Below are 17,825 nucleotides of genomic sequence, written 5' to 3'. Positions count from 1 at the left end.
CGCACCGCGACGCGGCACGAGGACCACCACATGACGCAAGACCACAAGCATCCCCTACACACGTGCGACGGCTTCTTCGGATTGACCGACCCGACGGGCGGTCGATCCCCGGCGTTCACCGTCAGGTGGCCGGGAATCCTGCCGAGCCTACTGCACCGGCCACTCCGGCACGGCGGACGAGGCTCGGCCGCAGCGGTGCGCCCGGGGCCGACGACCGCTGGGCGGCGCCACTGACCCCCGCGACCACCAGGACCGTCCGGAGCCCCGCCGCCGAACAACCGAGGCCCGCCCCCGCGATCGGGGACGGGCCTCGTGACACCTCCGACGCCCAGCGGGCGACGATTCAGACCTCGAGCAGCTCGGTTTCCTTGTGCTTGACCAGCTCGTCGACGCTCGCCACGAAGCGCTGGGTGAGATCGTCCAGCTCCTTCTCGGCGCGACGACCCTCGTCCTCGCCGGCCTCGCCGTCCTTGACGATCCGGTCCAGCTCCTCCTTGCCGCGGCGGCGGACGTTGCGGATCGCCACCTTGGCCTCCTCGCCCTTGTGCCGAGCCACCTTGATCATGTCGCGGCGGCGCTCCTCGGTCATCTGCGGGAGCACGATGCGCAGCTGGTTGCCCTCGTTGTTCGGGTTCACGCCGAGGTCCGAGTCGCGGATCGCCTTCTCCATGGCGTTGATCTGCGAGTTGTCGTACGGCTTGATGATCGCCATGCGCGGCTCGGGGATCGCGACGGACGCCATCTGGGTCAGCGGCGTGGGCGTGCCGTAGTAGTCGATGATGACCTTGGAGAACATGGCCGGGTTGGCCCGACCGGTCCGGATCGCGCCGAACTCCTCCTTGGCGTGCTCGATCGCACGCTCCATCTTCTCCTCGGCCTCGAGGAGGGTGTCGTCGATCACCGGTCTCCTCGCCTCCTTCTGTGCTCGTGGTGGGCTCTGCTGTGTGTCGGAGGACCGCTGCCGTCGCCAGGGGGCGACCGCTCAGGCGGTGATCAGGGTGCCGATCTTGTCGCCACCGACGGCGCGCACGATGGTGTCCTCCCCCTGCGCGCCGAATACCAGCATCGGCAGGCCGTTCTCCATGCAGAGGCTGAACGCCGCCGCGTCCGCCACCCGAAGATTGCGGCGCAGCACCTCGGAGAAGGTGATCGAGTCGAACTTGCTGGCGGTGGGGTCGATCCGGGGGTCGGCGGTGTAGACACCGTCGACGCCGTTCTTGCTCATCAGGACCACGTCGGCGTGGATCTCCAGAGCGCGCTGCGCCGCGACCGTGTCGGTGGAGAAGTACGGCATGCCGGCGCCCGCGCCGAAGATGACCACCCGTCCCTTCTCGAGGTGCCGGATGGCGCGCAGCGGGATGTAAGGTTCGGCCACCTGGGCCATGGTGATGGCGCTCTGCACCCGGGTCTCGATCCCCTCCTTCTCCAGGAAGTCCTGGAGGGCGAGGCAGTTCATCACGGTGCCGAGCATGCCCATGTAGTCGGCGCGCGCCCGGTCCATGCCACGCTTCTGCAGCTCGGCGCCGCGGAAGAAGTTGCCGCCGCCGACCACCACGGAGACCTGCACACCCCGACGGACCACCGTGGCGATCTGCCGGGCGATGGCCTGGACGACGTCCGGGTCGACACCGATCGCGCCTCCGCCGAAGACCTCGCCGGAGAGCTTGAGCACCACCCGACGAGCCCGGCCAGGCGGCGGGGCGGTGGGGTCTTCCACCGCCAGCGTCCGGTCACTCACAACCTGCGTCATCCGCCCGCCCTTTCCCACACCGGCGCGTCGTGCGCCGCGAAACTGCCGTTGCCGACCCTATGGGACGAGGAGGCCGCGGTGCCTGTCACGTACACCGGCGACCTCCTCGTCGACGTTCCTGCCCACGGGCGCCGAGGCGCCCGTGGCGGCTCAGGCCTGGCCGACCTCGAACCGCACGAAGCGGGTGACCTCGATGCCGGCCTCGGCCAGCACCTGCTTCACCGACTTCTTGTTGTCGGTCACCGACGACTGCTCCAGCAGGACGAAGTCCTTGTAGAAGCCGTTCACCCGGCCCTCGACGATCTTCGGCAGCGCCGCCTCGGGCTTGTTCTCCTCGCGGGCGGTCTGCTCGGCGATGCGGCGCTCGGACTCGACGACCTCGGCCGGCACCTCCTCGCGGGCGAGGTACTGCGGGCGCATCGCGGCGATCTGCATGGCCACACCGCGCGCGTCGGCGTCGCCCGCCTCGTCGGTCTTGCCGGCGTACTGCACCAGCACACCGACCGCCGGGGGCAGGTCCTGGGCCTTACGGTGCAGGTAGACGGCGGTGGTGCCGTCGAGCTTGGCGAACCGGTTGAGCACCAGCTTCTCGCCGATCTTGGCCGACTGCTCCTGGATCAGGTCGGCGACGACCTTGCCGTCCAGCTCGCTGGCGAGCAGCTCCTCGGCGTTGCTGACACCGGAGCGGACGCCGTGCTCGACCAACTGCTGGGCCAGCGCGATGAACGAGTCGGTCTTGGCCACGAAGTCGGTCTCGCAGTTGAGCTCGAGCAGCGCCTGGCCGGAGTGCGCGATCAGACCGTTGGCGGCCGTACGGCCGGCCCGCTTGCCGACGTCCTTGGCGCCCTTGACGCGCAGGATCTCGACGGCCTTGTCGAAGTCGCCCTCGGCCTCGGTCAGCGCCTTCTTGCTGTCCATCATGCCGGCGCCGGTGAGGTCGCGGAGCTTCTTCACATCCGCGGCGGTGAATTCAGACATGGCTCTCTCTTCGATGTTGAGACGGCGGGTGGATGGTCGGAGGTGCCGATTACCCGGATCCGGGCCGAATGTGCCCGACCGGGCCGCCGCTGCCCGCCGTCGTCAAAGAGCGGACGGCGGGGCAGCGACGCGCGGTCACTCGGCGGCGGCCGCCGCCGGCTGCTCCTGCTCGTCGGCCTTCTTCGGCTCCTCGAGCAGCTCGCGCTCCCACTCGGCCAGCGGCTCGTCGGAGGCGACACCCGGCTCGGGCTTCTCGTCGGTGCCCCGGCGACGGCCGGAACGGGCGATCAGACCGTCCGCGACGGCGGCGGCGACGACCTTGGTCAGCAGCTCGGCCGAGCGGATGGCGTCGTCGTTGCCCGGGATCGGGAAGTCGACCTCGTCCGGGTCGCAGTTGGTGTCGAGCACGGCGATCACCGGGATGCCCAGCTTGCGGGCCTCGTCGACGGCGATGTGCTCCTTCTTGGTGTCGACCACCCAGATCGCGGCCGGGAGCTTCTGCATGTCCCGCAGACCACCCAGGGTGCGGGAGAGCTTGTCCTTCTCGCGGGAGAGCTGCAGGGTCTCCTTCTTGGTGTAACCGGCGGCGGTGCCGCTCAGGTCACCGAGGGCCTCAAGCTCCTTCATCCGCTGCAGCCGCTTGTACACGGTCTGGAAGTTGGTCAGCATGCCGCCGAGCCAGCGGTGGTTCACGTACGGCTGGCCGACCCGGGTCGCCTGCTCGGAGATCGCCTCCTGAGCCTGCTTCTTGGTGCCGACGAAGAGGATGCTGCCGCCCTCGGCCACCGTGGTGCGCACGAAGTCGTACGCCTTCTCGATGTAGTCGAGGGTCTGGCGCAGGTCGATGATGTAGATGCCGTTGCGCTCGGTGAAGATGAAGCGCTTCATCTTCGGGTTCCAGCGCCGGGTCTGGTGCCCGAAGTGGACACCGCTCTCCAGCAGCTGACGCATGGTCACGACGGCCATGTTGGTACTCCTTGTTGTCCCTGGTTGTCCCGCCCGGCCGGCGGCCGGGCGTCCTGGCGCCCGATCGCCGGCCATGATGGGCCCGACCAAGATCGGGACCAGGGAGGCCGTCGCCCCACGACGAACCGTGGAGAGGGCACGCGAGGTCGACCGCGCGTGGCGGTCGCCAGTCGACCAGTGTACGCCCCTTGCCCGCTGCGCAGCCCGCGGGTGCGCGGCAGGGAGCGCCGCGTTCCGGGGCACGGCGCGAGCCGCACCGGAGCCCCGCGAGCGCGGTACCGGTCAGCCGGCCGCGAGCGCGGCCGCGACGAAGAGCACCAGGGCCACCGTCAGGTAGGCCGTCGGTGGCCGCAGCCAACCCCGGCTCCCCTCGGCCAGGGACAATCCGCCGGTACGGAGCCCGTACAGCCCGATTGCGAAGATCGGCAGCCCGGCCACCAGGAACGTTCCGGCCACCACGTTCCCCGCGGAGACCGGATCTCCCGTCACCCCGTGCGCCAGCAACCGCAACGCCGGGGCCTCGAAGACCAGGACCAGCAGCGCGAAGAAGACGGCGAGAACCGGACGACGCGTCCGATAGACCCCGTCGCCGGTCGGCCGGGCGCCCGGGTCCGGCACGCCGCTCGCCAGGTAGGGCAGTTCGCCTCGCGGACCGACGGACGGCATCGGGCCGGTCGGCACGTCCAGCGCGGGCGACGGTTCCCCCCGGCCGGCGTCGACGATCGGGTAGCCGGCCAGCGGGGACGACGGCACGGACTCGACGGCCTCGGCCGGGGCGGCGCTCGCGCTCTCCCACGCCGCGTCCGAGCCCGCCACCTCCCGGAGCGCACGACGCCCGCTCAGGTCACCCGAGTCCGACGTGTCCGAATCAGTGCCCGAGGCCTGCTCCGCCCGGTAACCGGACGACTTGGCTCGCTCGTCGCCGGCCACCCCGAGCTGCGCCGCCTCGAACCGGCCCGGCTCGTCGAGACGCGCGTTGACCGGAAACCGTGCCGACTGGTCCTCCGCGCGCGAACCCGCGCCGGAACGCCCCGGCTCGACCTCCCCGCGCGAGCCCACCGGCAACCGCACCGCCTCGCCGGCGGCGCTGAACCGCTCGGGCTCGGCGGCGGCGCTGAACCGCTCCGGCTCGACGGCGGCATGCCGCCGGGACTCCCGCTCCGGCGCACCGTGGCGCGAGTCCGTCGTCCCGAGCTGGCCGGTCGCCGGCTCGGGCCGCCCACCGTCGGAGTTCACCGCGGGGAAACGCAGTGAGTCCGGATCGTTCGCGCCGAACCGTCCGGCGTCCGACTCCCCCGCCGCGAACCGGCCGGACTCGCCCCCCGGCGCCCGCCCCGGCAGGTCGGCCGGAGCGAACCGGGCGGGCTCGGCGTCCGCGCCGAAGCGGACCGGCTCGCGGTACGGGGTGCCGTCGCCGTACCGGGGCTCCTCGGTGGCGCCGCGCTGCTCCGGCACGCGGGACTCCTCGTCCCGCTGGCGCTCCGCAACGCCGGGCCAGTCCGGCTCGTAGTCACGGCCGCGCTCGTCGGCGTACCAGCGCAATTCCTGATCGTCGGGGAAGCTCCGTCGTCCGTCCACGTGCCGCACCGTATGCGAAGTGTCTCGGCGGCCGTCAGCCCACCCCGGCGCGCGGCGACCGCGCACACCTGGTTCGCATCCGGCGGCGTCCCGCCCGGCGCACGGCGTCCCACCCTGCACGTACCGGCGTGAGCGACGGTCCCCTGTAGCACGAGACCAGCATGATCATCCGGTTGTGCACAGCGCGGCCGTCGTCCACAGGCGGGCTCGCCCGGGATCGCCGAGCACGTCCCCGGAGCGGCATCGTCGCGGCCATGACGACGCGGAACCAGGCGGTCGGCGCGTACGGCGAGCGGTGCGCCCTCCGGCACCTGATCGCAGCGGGGCTACGCCCGGTGACCCGAAACTGGCGCTGCCCGAGCGGCGAGATCGACATCATCGCCTGGGACGGGCCGGTGCTCGCCTTCTGCGAGGTGAAGACCCGGCGGGGCGGCGAGTTCGGCAGCCCGGCGGAGGCGGTCGTACCGGCCAAGGCCCGGCGGCTGCGCGGCCTCGCCGCCCGCTGGCTGGCGCAGACCGGTACGACGGCCGACGAGATCCGCTTCGACGTGCTCTCGGTGCGACTTCCCGACGCCGGCCCGGCCCGGGTCGAGCACCTGAAGGGGGCGTTCTGAGATGGGCGCTCGCACCGTGGGCGCGGGTGCCCGATGAGCTACGCGAAGGTGCTCTGCGTCGGGTTGGTCGGGGTCGCCGGTCACCTCGTGGAGGTGGAGGCCGACCTCGCCGCGGGACTGCCCGCAGTGGTGATCTCCGGGCTGCCGGACACCGCACTGCACGAGGCCCGGGACCGGGTACGGGCGGCCGTGGTCAACTCCGGTCAGCGCTGGCCGAACCGCCGCATCACCCTGAACCTCCTGCCGGCCACCCTGCCGAAGTTCGGCTCGGCGTTCGACCTGGCGATCGCGGCGGCGCTGCTCGGCGGCTCGGGTGAGCTCCCGCTGCTGCCCCTCGATCGGGTGGTGGTCCTCGGTGAACTGGGGCTGGACGGCACCGTCCGCCCGGTGCGCGGAGTGCTGCCGATGGTCGCCGCCGCGGCCCGGGCCGGGATCGAGCGGGTGATCGTCCCGGCGGGGAACGCGGCCGAGGCGGCCGTCATCCCCGGCGTGCGGGTACGTGCCGTCGACACGCTGCACCGGCTGGTCACCTTCGTACGCGACGGCGCGCCGTTGATCGAGCCACCCGTCGGGGAGTCGCCGCCGATCGGCGACGGGCCCGACCTGGCCGACGTGGCCGGGCAGGAGCTCGGGCGACGCGCTCTCGAGGTCGCCGCGGCCGGCGGACATCACCTGGCGCTGCTCGGGCCCCCCGGCGCCGGCAAGACCATGCTCGCCGAGCGCCTCCCGTCGATCCTGCCGGAGCTCGACGACGAGGCCGCGTTGGAGGTCACCGCGCTGCACTCCATCGCCGGGCTGCTCCCACCGGGGGGTCGGCTGCTGCGCCGGCCACCGTTCCAGGCGCCGCATCACACCGCGACCGTGCCGTCGCTGGTCGGCGGGGGCTCCGGTCTCGCCCGTCCGGGCGCGGTGTCGCTGGCCCATCGCGGGGTGCTCTTCCTCGACGAGGCGCCCGAATTCGGCAAGGGGGCCCTGGAGGCGCTGCGTCAGCCGCTCGAGCACGGCCGGGTCCAGCTCGCCCGTACCCGGGGCGGCACCGAGTACCCGGCGCTCACGCAGCTGGTGCTGGCGGCGAACCCGTGCCCGTGCGCGAAGCCCGCCGGCGACGCGTACTGCGAGTGCAGCCCGCTCGCCCGGCGGCGCTACCTCGGCCGGCTCTCCGGGCCACTGCTGGACCGGATCGACGTGCAGGTCCGGCTGCCGGCGGTACGGGCCGCCGAGCTGCTGGCGGGCGCGGGTGACCGGGAGTCGTCGGCGGTGGTGGCGGGCCGGGTGGCGGCGGCCAGAGCGGCGGGAGCGGAGCGCTGGGCGGGCCTCGGCCATCAGCTCAACGCCCAGGTTCCCGGGCCGCACCTGCGCCGGCCGCCGTGGCGGCTGCCCGCGCCCGACACGGCCGAGTTGCGTGCCCGACTCGACTCCGGCTCGCTCTCGGCGCGGGGCTTCGACCGGGTCCTCCGGCTGGCCTGGACCATCGCGGACCTGGACGGCCGGTCCCGACCGGCCCGCGACGACGTGCTGGAGGCGATTCAATTGCGAACGGGAGACGCGACATGAGCGAACGATCCATCCGACCCGGTGCTCGTGCCGGCACGCAGCGCCGCGGAGCGCCGACATGAGCGAGCGGATCTTCGGACCCGGCACGGACGTGCCGCAGGCCGGCACGCCCTCGAACCCGTCGGACACGACGCAGCGCAGCGGAGCGCCGACATGAGCAAGCGGATCATCAGACCCCGTGCGGACGTGCCGCGGGCCGGTGGAGCGCCGGCATGAGCGGGCGAGAGGAACGGACGCTGGCCCGGATCGCGCTGGCCTGGCTGACCGAGCCGGGCACCCGGTCGGTGCACCAGCTGGTGGACGAGCTTGGGCCGGTGGCCGCGCTGGAGCTGCTCCTCGACGGTGGCGCGCCGGACCGGAAGCTCCGGGCCACGGTGGCCGCGCGGATGGCCGGCGGCGATCCGCGGGCTTTGGCGGCCGAGGCGGTGGAGCGCACGGCGCGGCTCGGCGCGCGCATCGTCACGCCGGAGGACGAGGAGTGGCCGGCGCGCGTTGCCGACCTGCACGGCCTCCAGCTGCCCGAGGCGTATCGCCGGGTGGACACCGAGACCGCGCCGCCGCTCTGTTTCTGGGTGCGTGGTGCGTGGCCGTTGGCCGAGGCGCTGGAGCGCTCGGTGGCCGTGGTGGGTGCGCGGGCCGCCAGCGGCTACGGCACGCACGTCGCCACCGAGCTCGGCTACGGTCTGGCGGACCGGGACTGGACGGTCGTCTCGGGTGGCGCGTACGGCATCGACGCCGCCGCGCACCGGGGCGCGCTCACCGCGGGTGGGCTCACCGTCGCGGTGCTCGCCTGCGGGGTGGACCGGCCGTATCCGATGGGCAACGCCGCCCTCTTCGAGCGGATCGCGGAGAGTGGGCTGCTGGTGAGTGAGTGGGAACCCGGGGCGGATCCGCTGCGGTCCCGGTTCCTCATCCGCAATCGGGTCATCTCCGCCGGGACGCTCGGAACTGTGGTCGTGGAGGCGGCGGCGCGCAGCGGTGCCACCCAGACCGCGCACCGGGCCCTCGCCATGGAGCGTCCGACGATGGCGGTGCCGGGGCCGGTCACGTCGGCGATGTCCGTGGGGGTCCACGAGCTGATGCGCGAACATCCGAAGACCCGCCTGGTCACCGGCGTGGCGCACGTGCTGGAGGAGGTGGGTCGGATCGGGGTGGACCTGGCGCCGCCGGCGCGTGGCCCGGACCGGCCGACCGACCCGCTCGACGACGAGGCCGGGTCGGTGCTGGAGGCGATGCCGCGCCGCGGCACGGCCGGGGTGGAGCGGCTCGCGGCGCGGGCCGGCCTGGACCTGCGGACCACGCTGCGGAAGCTGTCCCTGCTCGAGGAGCTGGCCCTGGTGGTGCGCCGCGAGGAGGGTTACGCCCTGGCTCCTCCGCCCCGGTCGACAGCTGTCCGGGCGGCGGGCCCGTAGGCTCTGCGCATGCCAGCCGACGATCGGGCGCACGCCGAACGGTCGCGCTCCGGGCACTTCGATGGCGCGGGGGCGGTGAGCGGGGCGGCACGCGGCACCCGCGCCCTCCACGCGGCGCTGCCGCCGCCGCTGCGGGACGCCGTGGACGACTTCGCCGACCACCTGGCCGGGGTTCGTAACCGCTCCGCGCACACGGTGCGGGCGTACGTCACCGACGTGGTCTCGCTCCTCGACCACGCCGCCCGGATGGGCTGCGCTGACGTCGCGGCCGTGGACCTTGCGGTGCTGCGCAGCTGGTTGGCGCGGCTTCGGACGACGGGGGCCGCCCGCAGCTCGCTGGCGCGGCGGGCGGCTTCGGCCCGGGTGTTCAGTGCGTGGGCGCACCGGTCCGGCCGCTCGCCGTCCGATGTGGGTGCGCCGCTGGCCAGCCCGCGCGCGCATCGGGAGCTGCCCGGGGTGCTCCGCGCCGACCAGGCGGCCGCGCTGGTCGAAGCCCCCGGTCGGCTCGTCGACGACGCGGCGCCGCAGGGTCGCCGACCATCCGCCGGCGGGGTGGCGGCAACCGACGGCTCCGCGGCGACGGGTTCGCGCACCGGACGCGACGCCGACGGCGCAACGGCCGACGCCACCGACCCGGCCGGCGCCGGTGACACCGACCTCGGCTCCGCCGATGGCCGCACGGGTGGAGGGCCAGTAGACGGCGTCGACGAGGCGGTGCTGTTGCGGGACCGGGCGCTGCTGGAGTTGCTCTACGCCACGGGCGTACGGGTCAGTGAGGCGTGCGGGCTGAACCTCGCCGACGTCGACCACACGCGCCGGGTGATCCGGGTGCTGGGCAAGGGCGGCCGGGAGCGCGTCGTGCCGTACGGGGCGCCAGCCCAGCGTGCGCTCGACGACTGGCTGCGGCACGGTCGCCCGACGTTGGCGGCGCGGCACTCGGCGGACGCGCTCCTGCTCGGCGCGCGCGGTGGCCGGCTCAACCCGACGACCGCCCGACGGATCGTCGGTGGCTACGCGGAGGCGGCGGGGCTCCCCCGGACCAGCCCGCACGGGCTGCGCCACTCGGCCGCCACCCATCTGCTCGAAGGCGGCGCGGACCTGCGCGCGGTGCAGGAGCTGCTCGGGCACTCCTCGCTGGCCAGCACCCAGATCTACACGCACGTCTCGGTGGAGCGGCTGCGCTCCGCCTACCGGCAGGCCCATCCCCGCGCCTGACCGATCCCCGCCGTCGATGATCGACCCGCCGTTACGATCACCGGGTGAGCGTCCCGCAGCCACCGGAGCCGATTCCGGGCGCCCGTCTGCTCTTCTCCCTGGATCCGGCGGTCAGTCACCTCAACCACGGCTCGTTCGGTGCGGTGCCGATCGTCGTGCAGCGTGCCCAGCAGCGGCTGCGCGACGAGATGGAGGCCAACCCGCTGCGTTTCTTCACCCAGGGACTCAACGATCGGGTGGCGCACGCTCGCCGGCACCTGGCCACCTTCCTCGGCGCGGACCCCGACGGCACCGCGCTGGTCGGCAACGCGACAACCGGCGTCGCCGTGGTGCTCCAGTCGCTCGGGCTGCGTCCCGATGACGAGATCCTGAGCACGGACCACGGGTACGGCGCCGTCACGCTCTCCATCGACCGGGAGTGCCGCCGCACCGGGGCGGTGAGCCGGGTGATGCCGGTGCCGCTGGACGCGACGAACGAGGAGGTCGTCCAGTCCGTGCGGGACGCCCTGCGCCCGGGCCGGACTCGCCTGCTCGTCGTCGACCAGCTCACCTCGGCGACGGCCCGGCTCTTCCCGGCCGCCGCCATCGTCGCGGTGGCGCACGAGCAGGGAGTGCCGGTCCTGGTCGACGCGGCGCACGTGCCCGGGATGCTGCCCACGACCGTGGCGAGCGTCGGCGCCGACTTCTGGGTGGGCAACCTGCACAAGTGGGCGTACGCCCCGCGCGGCACCGCGGTGCTGGTCGTGGCGCCGTCGTGGCGGGAACGGATCGAGCCGCTGGTGGTCTCCTGGGAGCAGGAGGCCGGGTTTCCCGCCCGACTGGAGTGGCAGGCGACCCAGGACTACACCTCGTGGCTGGCCGCCCCGGTGGGCGCGTTCGCGCTGCGCAGCCTCGGTGTCGACCGGGTACGCGCCCACAACGCCCGACTGGCCCGGTACGGCCAGCGGGTGGTCGGGGACGCGCTCGGGGTAGCGCCGGAGTTGCTGCCGGACCCGGGCGGGCCCGAGGTCGCCATGCGGCTCATCCCGCTGCCGCCGAACCTCGCCACGACCATCGAGGCAGCGCGGACGTTGCAGCAACGCATCGCCGAACGGCTCGCCACCGAGGTGGCGGTGATGTCCTGGAACGGCGAGGGCTGGCTGCGCCTCTGCGGGCAGGTCTACAACTCGCCCGACGAGTACGAGCGCCTCGCCGTTCGGCTGCCGCCGCTGCTCGCCCAGCGCTGAGGGGGCCGCACCGGCGGGCTGCTCGGCGCTCCCGATCGGCGAGCCGTTGAGAGGAAGCAGCCGGACCGGCCCGAGGCCGAGCAGCGCGAGCGGGTCGAGGTACTCCGCGCCGCGGCGCAGTCCCCAGTGCAGGCAGGCCGCCGCCGGGCAGCCCGGATGGCCGGTCTCCAGGACGCCGAGCGGCGCCCCGGCGGGGACCGGGTCGCCGGGGGTGATCGACGGCCGCACCGGCTCGTAGGTCGTCCGCAACCCGTCGGCGTGCCCGACGGTGACCACCGGCCGCCCGGCCACCATCCCGGCGAAGAGCACGGTGCCCGGCCCGGCGGCCCGCACCGGCGAACCCGCCGCGACCGCCAGGTCGACGCCCCGATGTCCGGGCAGCCACGGCCGCGGCGGGGGGTCGAAGGGGCGTACCGGCCGGGGCGGCCCGTCGACCGGCCACCGGAACCCGCTCGCGGCCGGCAGCGGCGAACGTCCTGCCACGGTGGTGTCCGTCGATGGGCGGTCGCCGTCGCTGGGCGCGGCCACCGCGGCCGGCGGCGTGGCTAGGAGGAGCATGACGCTGAGCGATATCGGCAGCCTGCACCAGGCGGCCCTGCGGCACGACCGTGGCGCGGTACGGGGGTGTGCCGGGGCGGCATGACGCGGCGGCGCGGTACGGCGGAGCGCGGCGGTACGGATCGGCGGGGGCGGTCGCATGAGCCGCAGTTTGCCGCGCGTCGACGGGCGGCGACGCGGCTCCCACCTCCCCTGTGGACGGGCAGGCGTCTTGTGGACAGTGCCCGCCCGATGCGGTCGCCGTGCTATGCGCCTCGCCTAGGCTGACGCGATGAGTCGGGACTGGTACGCGTGGCACGACGACTACGACCGGCCGGGCTCCGCACTCGCCCGACGGCTGACCGAGGTACGACGGCACCTCCGTGACGCGCTGGACCAGGCCCCGGCCGGCCCGCTGCGCGCCGTCAGCCTCTGCGCCGGTCAGGGGCGGGACCTGATCCCGGTGCTCGCCACCCATCCGCGCCGGGACGACGTGACGGCCCGCCTGGTCGAGCTGGATGCCCGCAACGCCGAGATCGCGGCCGCCGCCGCGACCGCCGCCGGCCTGCCCGGGGTGCAGGTGGTGGTCGACGACGCCGCCCGCACCGATGTCTATGCGGACCTCGTCCCGGCCGATCTCGTGCTCATGTGCGGTGTCTTCGGCAACATCTCCGACGCGGACGTCCGTGCCACCGTCCGGCACTGCGCGTCGCTCTGCGCGACCGGTGGCACCGTCTTCTGGACCCGGCACCGACGCGCGCCCGACCTGGTTCCCGCGATCTGCGACTGGTTCGCGGAGGAGGAGTTCACGCCGGTCGCGGTGATCTCCCCGGCCGACCGGGTCGGCGTGGGCGTGCACCGTTTCCTCGGCGAGCCTCGGCCGCTCCCCGCCGGCGAGCGGATTTTCGAGTTCGTCGATCACGGCTGAGCGAGACCCGGGGATGAGACACCCGGCCCGGGTGTCCCGGCGGCGATCGGCTCGGACGCGGGCCATGGCGACCGTCACACCCGGGAGCAGGTGCACTCCGGTCCCCACCGGCCCCGAGGGCGCGGGTGCTGGACGGCGGCGACCCGGCCTAAGCTGGGGCGGCACGGTGGAGCAGCCGCCGTGGGGACGGGGGTACACCATGACCGCGGTCGACGACCTGGACCGGCCGGCCACGGCCGAGGTCAGCGGGCCCTCCCGGCTTGCCGAGCGCGGGGAGGGAATCAGCGGCGAGGAGCTGCAGCTGGCCGCCCGTAACCACGGCATCCCGCTGGAGGCGCTGCGCTACGACGTCACCCCGGCCGGGCTGCACTACCTGCTGATCCACTACGACATCCCGGAGCTGGACGGGGCGACGCACGCGCTCACCGTCGACGGCGTGGTGGACCGGCCGCTGACGCTGAGCCTGGCCGAGCTGCGCGAGCGTCCCCGGGTCACCCGGCGGGTCACCCTCGAGTGCGCCGGTAACGGCCGGGCGCTGCTCGACCCCCGGCCGGTGAGCCAGCCCTGGCTGGTGGAGGCGGTCGGGAACGCGGAGTGGACCGGTACGCCGCTCGCACCGCTGCTGCGTGCGGCGGGGATCTCCGCCGACGCGGTCGACGTGGTGTTCACCGGCGCCGACCACGGCATCGAGCGCGGCGTGGAGCAGGACTACCAGCGGGCGCTGCCGGTGGCGGAGGCGCTGCGCGAGGAGGTGCTGCTTGCGTACGAGATGAACGGTGCTCCCCTGCTGCCGCAGCACGGCGCCCCGCTGCGGCTGATCGTTCCGGGCTGGTACGGCATGGCGCACGTCAAGTGGCTCCACTCGATCAGCGTGCTGACCGAGACGTTCGAGGGCTACCAGAACGCGCAGGCGTACCGGCTGCGGCAGAACGCGGACGACCCGGGTGTGCCGGTGACCCGGATCGAGCCGAGGGCCCTGGTGCGGCCGCCCGGCTTCCCCGACTTCATGTCCCGCGCCCGGGTGCTCCGGCCGGGACTGTGCACGCTGGACGGTCGGGCCTGGTCGGGCCACGCACCCGTGGTGTCCGTCGAGGTGACCACCGACGGCGGCGAGACCTGGGCACCGGCCACTCTGGACGAGCCGACCGACGGCGACTTCGCCTGGCGGCGCTGGCGCTACGAGTGGTCGCCGCAGCCCGGCCGCTATGTGCTCAGCGCGCGGGCCACGGACGCCTCGGGGCGTACGCAGCCGGTGGAGCAGCCGTGGAACCGGGGCGGTTTCGCCAACAACATGGTCCAGCGCGTCGCGGTGACCGTGGTTCCGGAGTAGCTGCCGGTGGCCGGGGCCGGCGGGCTAGGTCGTCCGCCGGTGCCGGCGGGCGGGGGCCGGAGTTGCCGATGGCACGGAGCGCGAGGCTCGGGTTCGGGAGTGCTCCGGCGGCGGGTGGGGACGCCGACGTCGCGGTGACCGGCGGCGAGCCGCCGGTGGGGGCGTACCGGTCAGCCGCCGAAGCCGGAGTCGGCGGGCAGCGAGATGTCGGGCTTCTCCAACTCCTCGACGTTCACATCCTTGAACGTCATAACCCGGACGTTCTTCACAAACCGGGCGGGACGATACATGTCCCACACCCAGGCGTCGTGCATCTCGACCTCGAAGTAGACCTCGCCGTCGGAGTTGCGCACGTGCAGGTCGACCTGGTTCGCCAGGTAGAAGCGGCGCTCGGTCTCCACGACGTAGGAGAACTGGCGGACGATGTCGCGGTACTCCCGGTAGAGCTGCAGCTCCATCTCGGTCTCGTACTTCTCGAGATCTTCCGCGCTCATCGCTCTCCGCCTTCCATGACCACATCTTCCCCCACCGGCGCCGACGGTCGAGGCCGCTCGCCCAACGCCACGCCGACGGTACTCCCTGCCGGGCAAGAGCGCTCCATCGGCTCGTGCGCCTCGTCGGCGGACGACGCCGTCCCGTCGCCGGAAGGCGCCCCCGGATCGGCGCCGGGGCGCGTACCCGGTGCCGCGCCGAGCTCTCCGCCGGCGTGGGCGAGGAACGCACCGGGATCGTCGCCGAAGAGGGTCTCCGGGGCCTCGGGCACGCTCGCCCGCCGGCCGGCGCTCACCGGCCGCCGGGCACGCGGCGGGCTGCCGTCCCGACCCGACACGCTCGCCACGTTCACGTACGAGAAACGGTGCTCTCGGCACGGGCCGTGCTCCCGCAGCGCGGCGGTGTGCTCGGGCGTGATGTAACCCTTGTGCTCGGCGAAGCCGTATGCCGGGTACGTCCCGTCCAGCTCCACCATGATCCGGTCCCGGGTGACCTTCGCGAGGACGCTGGCGGCCGCCACACAGGCCGCCACCCGGTCGCCCTTCCAGACCGCCAGGCCCGGCACGTCCAGGCCGTCCACCCCGAAACCGTCGGTCAGCACGTACTCCGGCCGGGTACTCAGCGAGGCGAGCGCCCGGCGCATCGCGGCGAGGTTGGACACGTGCAGCCCTCGGGCGTCGACCTCCTCGGCCGGAATGATCACCACGGCGTACGCGAGGGCCCGGGCCACCACCTCGTCGTAGATCCGTTCCCGGCTAGCCGGGGTGAGCAGCTTGGAGTCGGCGAGGCCCTCGATCTCACCGCGCCGTCCCTCGGGGAGGATCGCGGCGGCGGCGACCAGCGGGCCGGCACAGGCGCCCCGACCGGCCTCGTCGGCACCGGCCACGTACCGGAAGCCACGCCGTTGCAGCGCCCGCTCCAGCGCGTACAGGCCGGCCTCCCGGCGCACGATCGTGCGCGGCGGGGTCAGCACGGCGCACCGCCCACGCGGTCGCCGGCCGCGTCGGCCGCGCTCGACCCGCCGGCCGGGGTGTTCGCGCCGGTGGTCTCCTCCGCGACGGTCGCGCCGGCCGGGTCGCCCGGGGCTGCCACGCGGGACAGGATGGCGGGCAGGTCCCTCGGGTAGTACACCTCGTCGCTCGCCGTCAGCTCGGCGGCCGACCACCAGCGGTGCCCGGTGACGCTCGCCTGCTCGATGTCGTTGAAGCCCGCCGTGTCCACCTCCCACGACGACACCCGGACCAGGAAGAACTCCTGCTCCTGGCGGTACCAGACCCCGTCGAAGGGGTACTCGACCGTCTCCCGCCAGACCGGCTCACCCAGCTCGGCCGGGGGCAGCCGGAGCCCGGTCTCCTCGGCCAGCTCCCGCGCCGCGCCGGCCGCCGGGGACTCGTCCGGGTCGAGCCCGCCGCCCGGCGTGAACCAGTACCGGTGCTCGGGACGAGCCGGATCGAAGCCGGCGAAGAGCAGCACCCGGCCGTCCGCGTCGACCAACAGCACCCGGGCCGCGTGTCGAGGGGTGTAGACGGTCACCGCCCCAGCCTGCCAGACCGGCCGCCGAACGCCCACGCCCGCCCGGGGTCAGGAGTTCGGGATGCCGTCGTACTGCTTCGGCACGCTCAACCACTTCGCCCGGTTGACCGGCCAGAAGATGGTGAAGGCCCGCCCGACGACCTCGTCCTCGTCGATGGTCGCGGCGTCGATGTCCTGACCGGACTGCTGCCAGTGCTCCAGCGAGTCGCCGGAGGCCGAGCGGTGGTCGCCCATCACCCACAGCCGGCCTTCGGGCACGGTGATGTCGAACTCCTGGTCCGCGGGCCGGTCCTGCTGCCCGTTGGCGGAGAAGATGTAGGGCTCGTCCAGCGGCTGACCGTTGATCGTCAGGCGGTCCTGCTCGTCACAGCAGATCACGTGGTCCCCGCCGACGCCGATGACGCGCTTGATGAAGTCCTCGCCTTCCCGGCCGCTCCACTCGACCGGCGCCTTGAAGACGACGATCTCGCCGCGGTGCGGCGCCCGGAAGTCGTACACCAGCTTGTTGACCAGCACCCGATCGTCGATCTGGAGGGTGTTCTCCATGGACTGGGAGGGGATGAAGAAGGTCTGCAGCACGAAGAAGCGCACCAGCACCGCGACCAGGATCGCCACACCCAGCAGAATCGGCAGCTCCTTCCAGAAGGAGCTGCGCGGCTTGTCGGTCTGCTCGTCAATCACGCCAAGGAGCCTACGACGCCCGGCTGAACGGCACCGACCGGAACGCGCGAGAACGGCCCAGCGCGATCGCCAGCGGCAGGACCAGCAGCGCATCACCCTGCGGGGTCGGCCGCACGGGAGGCGGGCCGGAAGGGGACGCGACGGCCGGGCCCGACACGTCGTCGAAGGTCGCCGGGACCGAGAGGTCGTTCCACCGGGACGACGGCCAGACCACCAGGAAGGCCCGTCCGATGACGTTGTCGATCGGCACCGGCCCCTGGCAGCGGGCGTCCTGGGACACCAGCCGGTGGTCGCCCATCACGAAGATCTGGCCGGGTGGGACCACCACCTCGTCGAAGCGCCGCGACCGGCACTCCTTCGGGTTGGGCGGGACGTCCAGTGGTGAGTCCTCCAGGACGTACGGCTCGTCCAGCGGGGTGCCGTTGACGGTCACCCGGCCCTGCTCGTCGCAGCAGCGCACCCGGTCCCCCGGCACGCCGATGACCCGCTTGATGAAGTCCTTCTCGCCGGGGCGGCTCACCCCGACCAGGTCACCCACGGTACGGCCGAGCTTGCCGACGAGGCCGATCTGCTGCTCCCCGTCGACCTGCGGCGCCCACCTGTCGGTGCCCCGGAAGACCACCACCTCGCCGCGCACCGGGTCGCGTACGTCGTAGACGACCTTGTTGACCAGTACCCGGTCACCGACGAGGAGGGTGTCCTCCATCGAGCCGGAGGGGATGAAGAAGGCCTGGAGGAGGAAGGTGCGGATCAGCACCGCGAGGCAGAACGCGACCACGAGCAGCAGCGGCAGCTCCTGCCAGAGCGGCATCTGGCGGCGGCTGCGGCGGACCCGGCGGCGCCACGGGTCGACGGTGCCGTCCTCGTCAATCGACTGCGCCACGCCACTCCCCAGTCCCCAGAAACGACACCACCGCCCGGGAGCCTCGGTGCGGCTCCACGGGCGGCAGTGAACGACTCCCCGCGACGTCGCGGGGTGATGGCCTCGCTGCGCCCGCGCCGCCCAGGGTAGTGCGACCGGTCCGGCGCGG

16 protein-coding genes and 3 pseudogenes are annotated in these 17,825 nt (G+C 73.5%); 8 read left to right on the top strand and 11 right to left on the bottom strand.

The features are described 5' to 3' along the window. Positions 1 to 343: 343 nt before the first annotated feature. The 5 genes from frr to D7044_RS33105 form a co-directional block, all read right to left on the bottom strand. On the bottom strand, positions 344 to 901 hold the full coding sequence (frr, locus tag D7044_RS24290; RefSeq protein ID WP_120677228.1) for a ribosome recycling factor: 558 nt from the start codon (positions 899 to 901) through the stop codon (positions 344 to 346). A gap of 81 nt (positions 902 to 982) precedes the next feature. Beyond that, on the bottom strand, positions 983 to 1,750 hold the full coding sequence (gene pyrH, locus D7044_RS24285; RefSeq protein ID WP_120677230.1) for a UMP kinase: 768 nt from the start codon (positions 1,748 to 1,750) through the stop codon (positions 983 to 985). Positions 1,751 to 1,900: 150 nt separating this feature from the next. Beyond that, positions 1,901 to 2,728 (bottom strand): translation elongation factor Ts, encoded by an 828-nt coding sequence (tsf, locus tag D7044_RS24280; RefSeq protein ID WP_120677232.1) that lies wholly within the window; start codon positions 2,726 to 2,728, stop codon positions 1,901 to 1,903. Positions 2,729 to 2,863: 135 nt separating this feature from the next. Further along, complete coding sequence (rpsB, locus tag D7044_RS24275) at positions 2,864 to 3,694, bottom strand: 30S ribosomal protein S2 (RefSeq protein ID WP_120677234.1); 831 nt, start codon at positions 3,692 to 3,694, stop codon at positions 2,864 to 2,866. Between the two features lie 282 nt (positions 3,695 to 3,976). Continuing rightward, complete coding sequence (locus D7044_RS33105) at positions 3,977 to 5,272, bottom strand: hypothetical protein (protein WP_233565113.1); 1,296 nt, start codon at positions 5,270 to 5,272, stop codon at positions 3,977 to 3,979. Positions 5,273 to 5,526: 254 nt separating this feature from the next. On the opposite strand from D7044_RS33105, the gene D7044_RS24265 reads away from it, so the two are divergent. The 6 genes and pseudogenes from D7044_RS24265 (at position 5,527) to D7044_RS24245 (ending at position 11,293) form a co-directional block, all read left to right on the top strand. Continuing rightward, entirely contained in the window at positions 5,527 to 5,886 is a 360-nt protein-coding gene (locus D7044_RS24265) for a YraN family protein (RefSeq protein ID WP_120677236.1), read from the top strand. 33 nt (positions 5,887 to 5,919) lie between these two features. Continuing rightward, a complete protein-coding gene (locus D7044_RS24260) occupies positions 5,920 to 7,440 on the top strand; it encodes a YifB family Mg chelatase-like AAA ATPase (RefSeq protein WP_120690307.1) in 1,521 nt (506 codons plus the stop codon). Positions 7,441 to 7,652: 212 nt separating this feature from the next. Then, a complete protein-coding gene (locus tag D7044_RS24255; protein WP_120690306.1) occupies positions 7,653 to 8,852 on the top strand; it encodes a DNA-processing protein DprA in 1,200 nt (399 codons plus the stop codon). A gap of 75 nt (positions 8,853 to 8,927) precedes the next feature. Next, positions 8,928 to 9,345 (top strand): annotated as a pseudogene (locus tag D7044_RS33585) (site-specific integrase); the annotation flags it as partial. A gap of 224 nt (positions 9,346 to 9,569) precedes the next feature. Further along, positions 9,570 to 10,067, top strand: a pseudogene (locus tag D7044_RS33580) (tyrosine-type recombinase/integrase); the annotation flags it as partial. Between the two features lie 44 nt (positions 10,068 to 10,111). Continuing rightward, positions 10,112 to 11,293, top strand: a complete 1,182-nt coding sequence (locus D7044_RS24245) for an aminotransferase class V-fold PLP-dependent enzyme (protein WP_120690304.1) — start codon at positions 10,112 to 10,114, stop codon at positions 11,291 to 11,293. Positions 11,294 to 11,329: 36 nt separating this feature from the next. Here D7044_RS24245 and D7044_RS24240 read toward each other — a convergent pair. Then, positions 11,330 to 11,851 (bottom strand): annotated as a pseudogene (locus D7044_RS24240) (murein hydrolase activator EnvC family protein); the annotation flags it as partial. Positions 11,852 to 12,122: 271 nt separating this feature from the next. On the opposite strand from D7044_RS24240, the gene D7044_RS24235 reads away from it, so the two are divergent. Both D7044_RS24235 and D7044_RS24230 read left to right on the top strand, forming a co-directional pair. Further along, positions 12,123 to 12,758, top strand: a complete 636-nt coding sequence (locus D7044_RS24235) for an SAM-dependent methyltransferase (protein ID WP_120690303.1) — start codon at positions 12,123 to 12,125, stop codon at positions 12,756 to 12,758. Positions 12,759 to 12,957: 199 nt separating this feature from the next. Further along, positions 12,958 to 14,088, top strand: a complete 1,131-nt coding sequence (locus D7044_RS24230) for a sulfite oxidase (protein WP_120690302.1) — start codon at positions 12,958 to 12,960, stop codon at positions 14,086 to 14,088. 170 nt (positions 14,089 to 14,258) lie between these two features. Here the strand turns inward: D7044_RS24230 and D7044_RS24225 are convergent, their stop codons facing one another. Genes D7044_RS24225 through lepB (D7044_RS24205) form a run of 5 tightly spaced genes read right to left on the bottom strand, consistent with a single transcriptional unit; the run spans position 14,259 to position 17,677 of the window. Further along, complete coding sequence (locus tag D7044_RS24225) at positions 14,259 to 14,582, bottom strand: DUF2469 domain-containing protein (protein WP_007075222.1); 324 nt, start codon at positions 14,580 to 14,582, stop codon at positions 14,259 to 14,261. Next, a complete protein-coding gene (locus tag D7044_RS24220; RefSeq protein ID WP_120690301.1) occupies positions 14,579 to 15,553 on the bottom strand; it encodes a ribonuclease HII in 975 nt (324 codons plus the stop codon). The genes D7044_RS24225 and D7044_RS24220 overlap by 4 nt, the downstream gene beginning before the upstream one ends. After that, positions 15,547 to 16,113 carry an NUDIX hydrolase gene (locus tag D7044_RS24215; RefSeq protein WP_120690367.1) on the bottom strand — a complete coding sequence of 189 codons (567 nt, stop codon included), beginning with the start codon at positions 16,111 to 16,113 and terminating at the stop codon, positions 15,547 to 15,549. The genes D7044_RS24220 and D7044_RS24215 overlap by 7 nt, the downstream gene beginning before the upstream one ends. 48 nt (positions 16,114 to 16,161) lie before the next feature. Continuing rightward, a complete protein-coding gene (gene lepB / locus D7044_RS24210; RefSeq protein ID WP_120677251.1) occupies positions 16,162 to 16,794 on the bottom strand; it encodes a signal peptidase I in 633 nt (210 codons plus the stop codon). A 10-nt stretch (positions 16,795 to 16,804) separates the two neighbouring features. Continuing rightward, positions 16,805 to 17,677, bottom strand: a complete 873-nt coding sequence (gene lepB / locus D7044_RS24205; protein ID WP_120690300.1) for a signal peptidase I — start codon at positions 17,675 to 17,677, stop codon at positions 16,805 to 16,807. Between the last annotated feature and the right edge of the window lie 148 nt (positions 17,678 to 17,825).

Source organism: Micromonospora musae, assembly GCF_003626635.1.
Taxonomy (GTDB): domain Bacteria; phylum Actinomycetota; class Actinomycetes; order Mycobacteriales; family Micromonosporaceae; genus Micromonospora; species Micromonospora musae.
This window is presented reverse-complemented; position numbering and strand designations above follow the sequence as displayed.

Excerpts from the sequence above, each read along its gene's own strand:
- pyrH (WP_120677230.1), bottom strand. The coding sequence starts at position 1,750 with ATGACGCAGGTTGTGAGTGACCGGACGCTGGCGGTGGAAGACCCCACC.
- tsf (WP_120677232.1), bottom strand. The coding sequence starts at position 2,728 with ATGTCTGAATTCACCGCCGCGGATGTGAAGAAGCTCCGCGACCTCACC.
- rpsB (WP_120677234.1), bottom strand. The coding sequence starts at position 3,694 with ATGGCCGTCGTGACCATGCGTCAGCTGCTGGAGAGCGGTGTCCACTTC.
- D7044_RS24265 (WP_120677236.1), top strand. The coding sequence starts at position 5,527 with ATGACGACGCGGAACCAGGCGGTCGGCGCGTACGGCGAGCGGTGCGCC.
- D7044_RS24260 (WP_120690307.1), top strand. The coding sequence starts at position 5,920 with ATGAGCTACGCGAAGGTGCTCTGCGTCGGGTTGGTCGGGGTCGCCGGT.
- D7044_RS24255 (WP_120690306.1), top strand. The coding sequence starts at position 7,653 with ATGAGCGGGCGAGAGGAACGGACGCTGGCCCGGATCGCGCTGGCCTGG.
- D7044_RS24235 (WP_120690303.1), top strand. The coding sequence starts at position 12,123 with ATGAGTCGGGACTGGTACGCGTGGCACGACGACTACGACCGGCCGGGC.
- D7044_RS24230 (WP_120690302.1), top strand. The coding sequence starts at position 12,958 with ATGACCGCGGTCGACGACCTGGACCGGCCGGCCACGGCCGAGGTCAGC.
- D7044_RS24225 (WP_007075222.1), bottom strand. The coding sequence starts at position 14,582 with ATGAGCGCGGAAGATCTCGAGAAGTACGAGACCGAGATGGAGCTGCAG.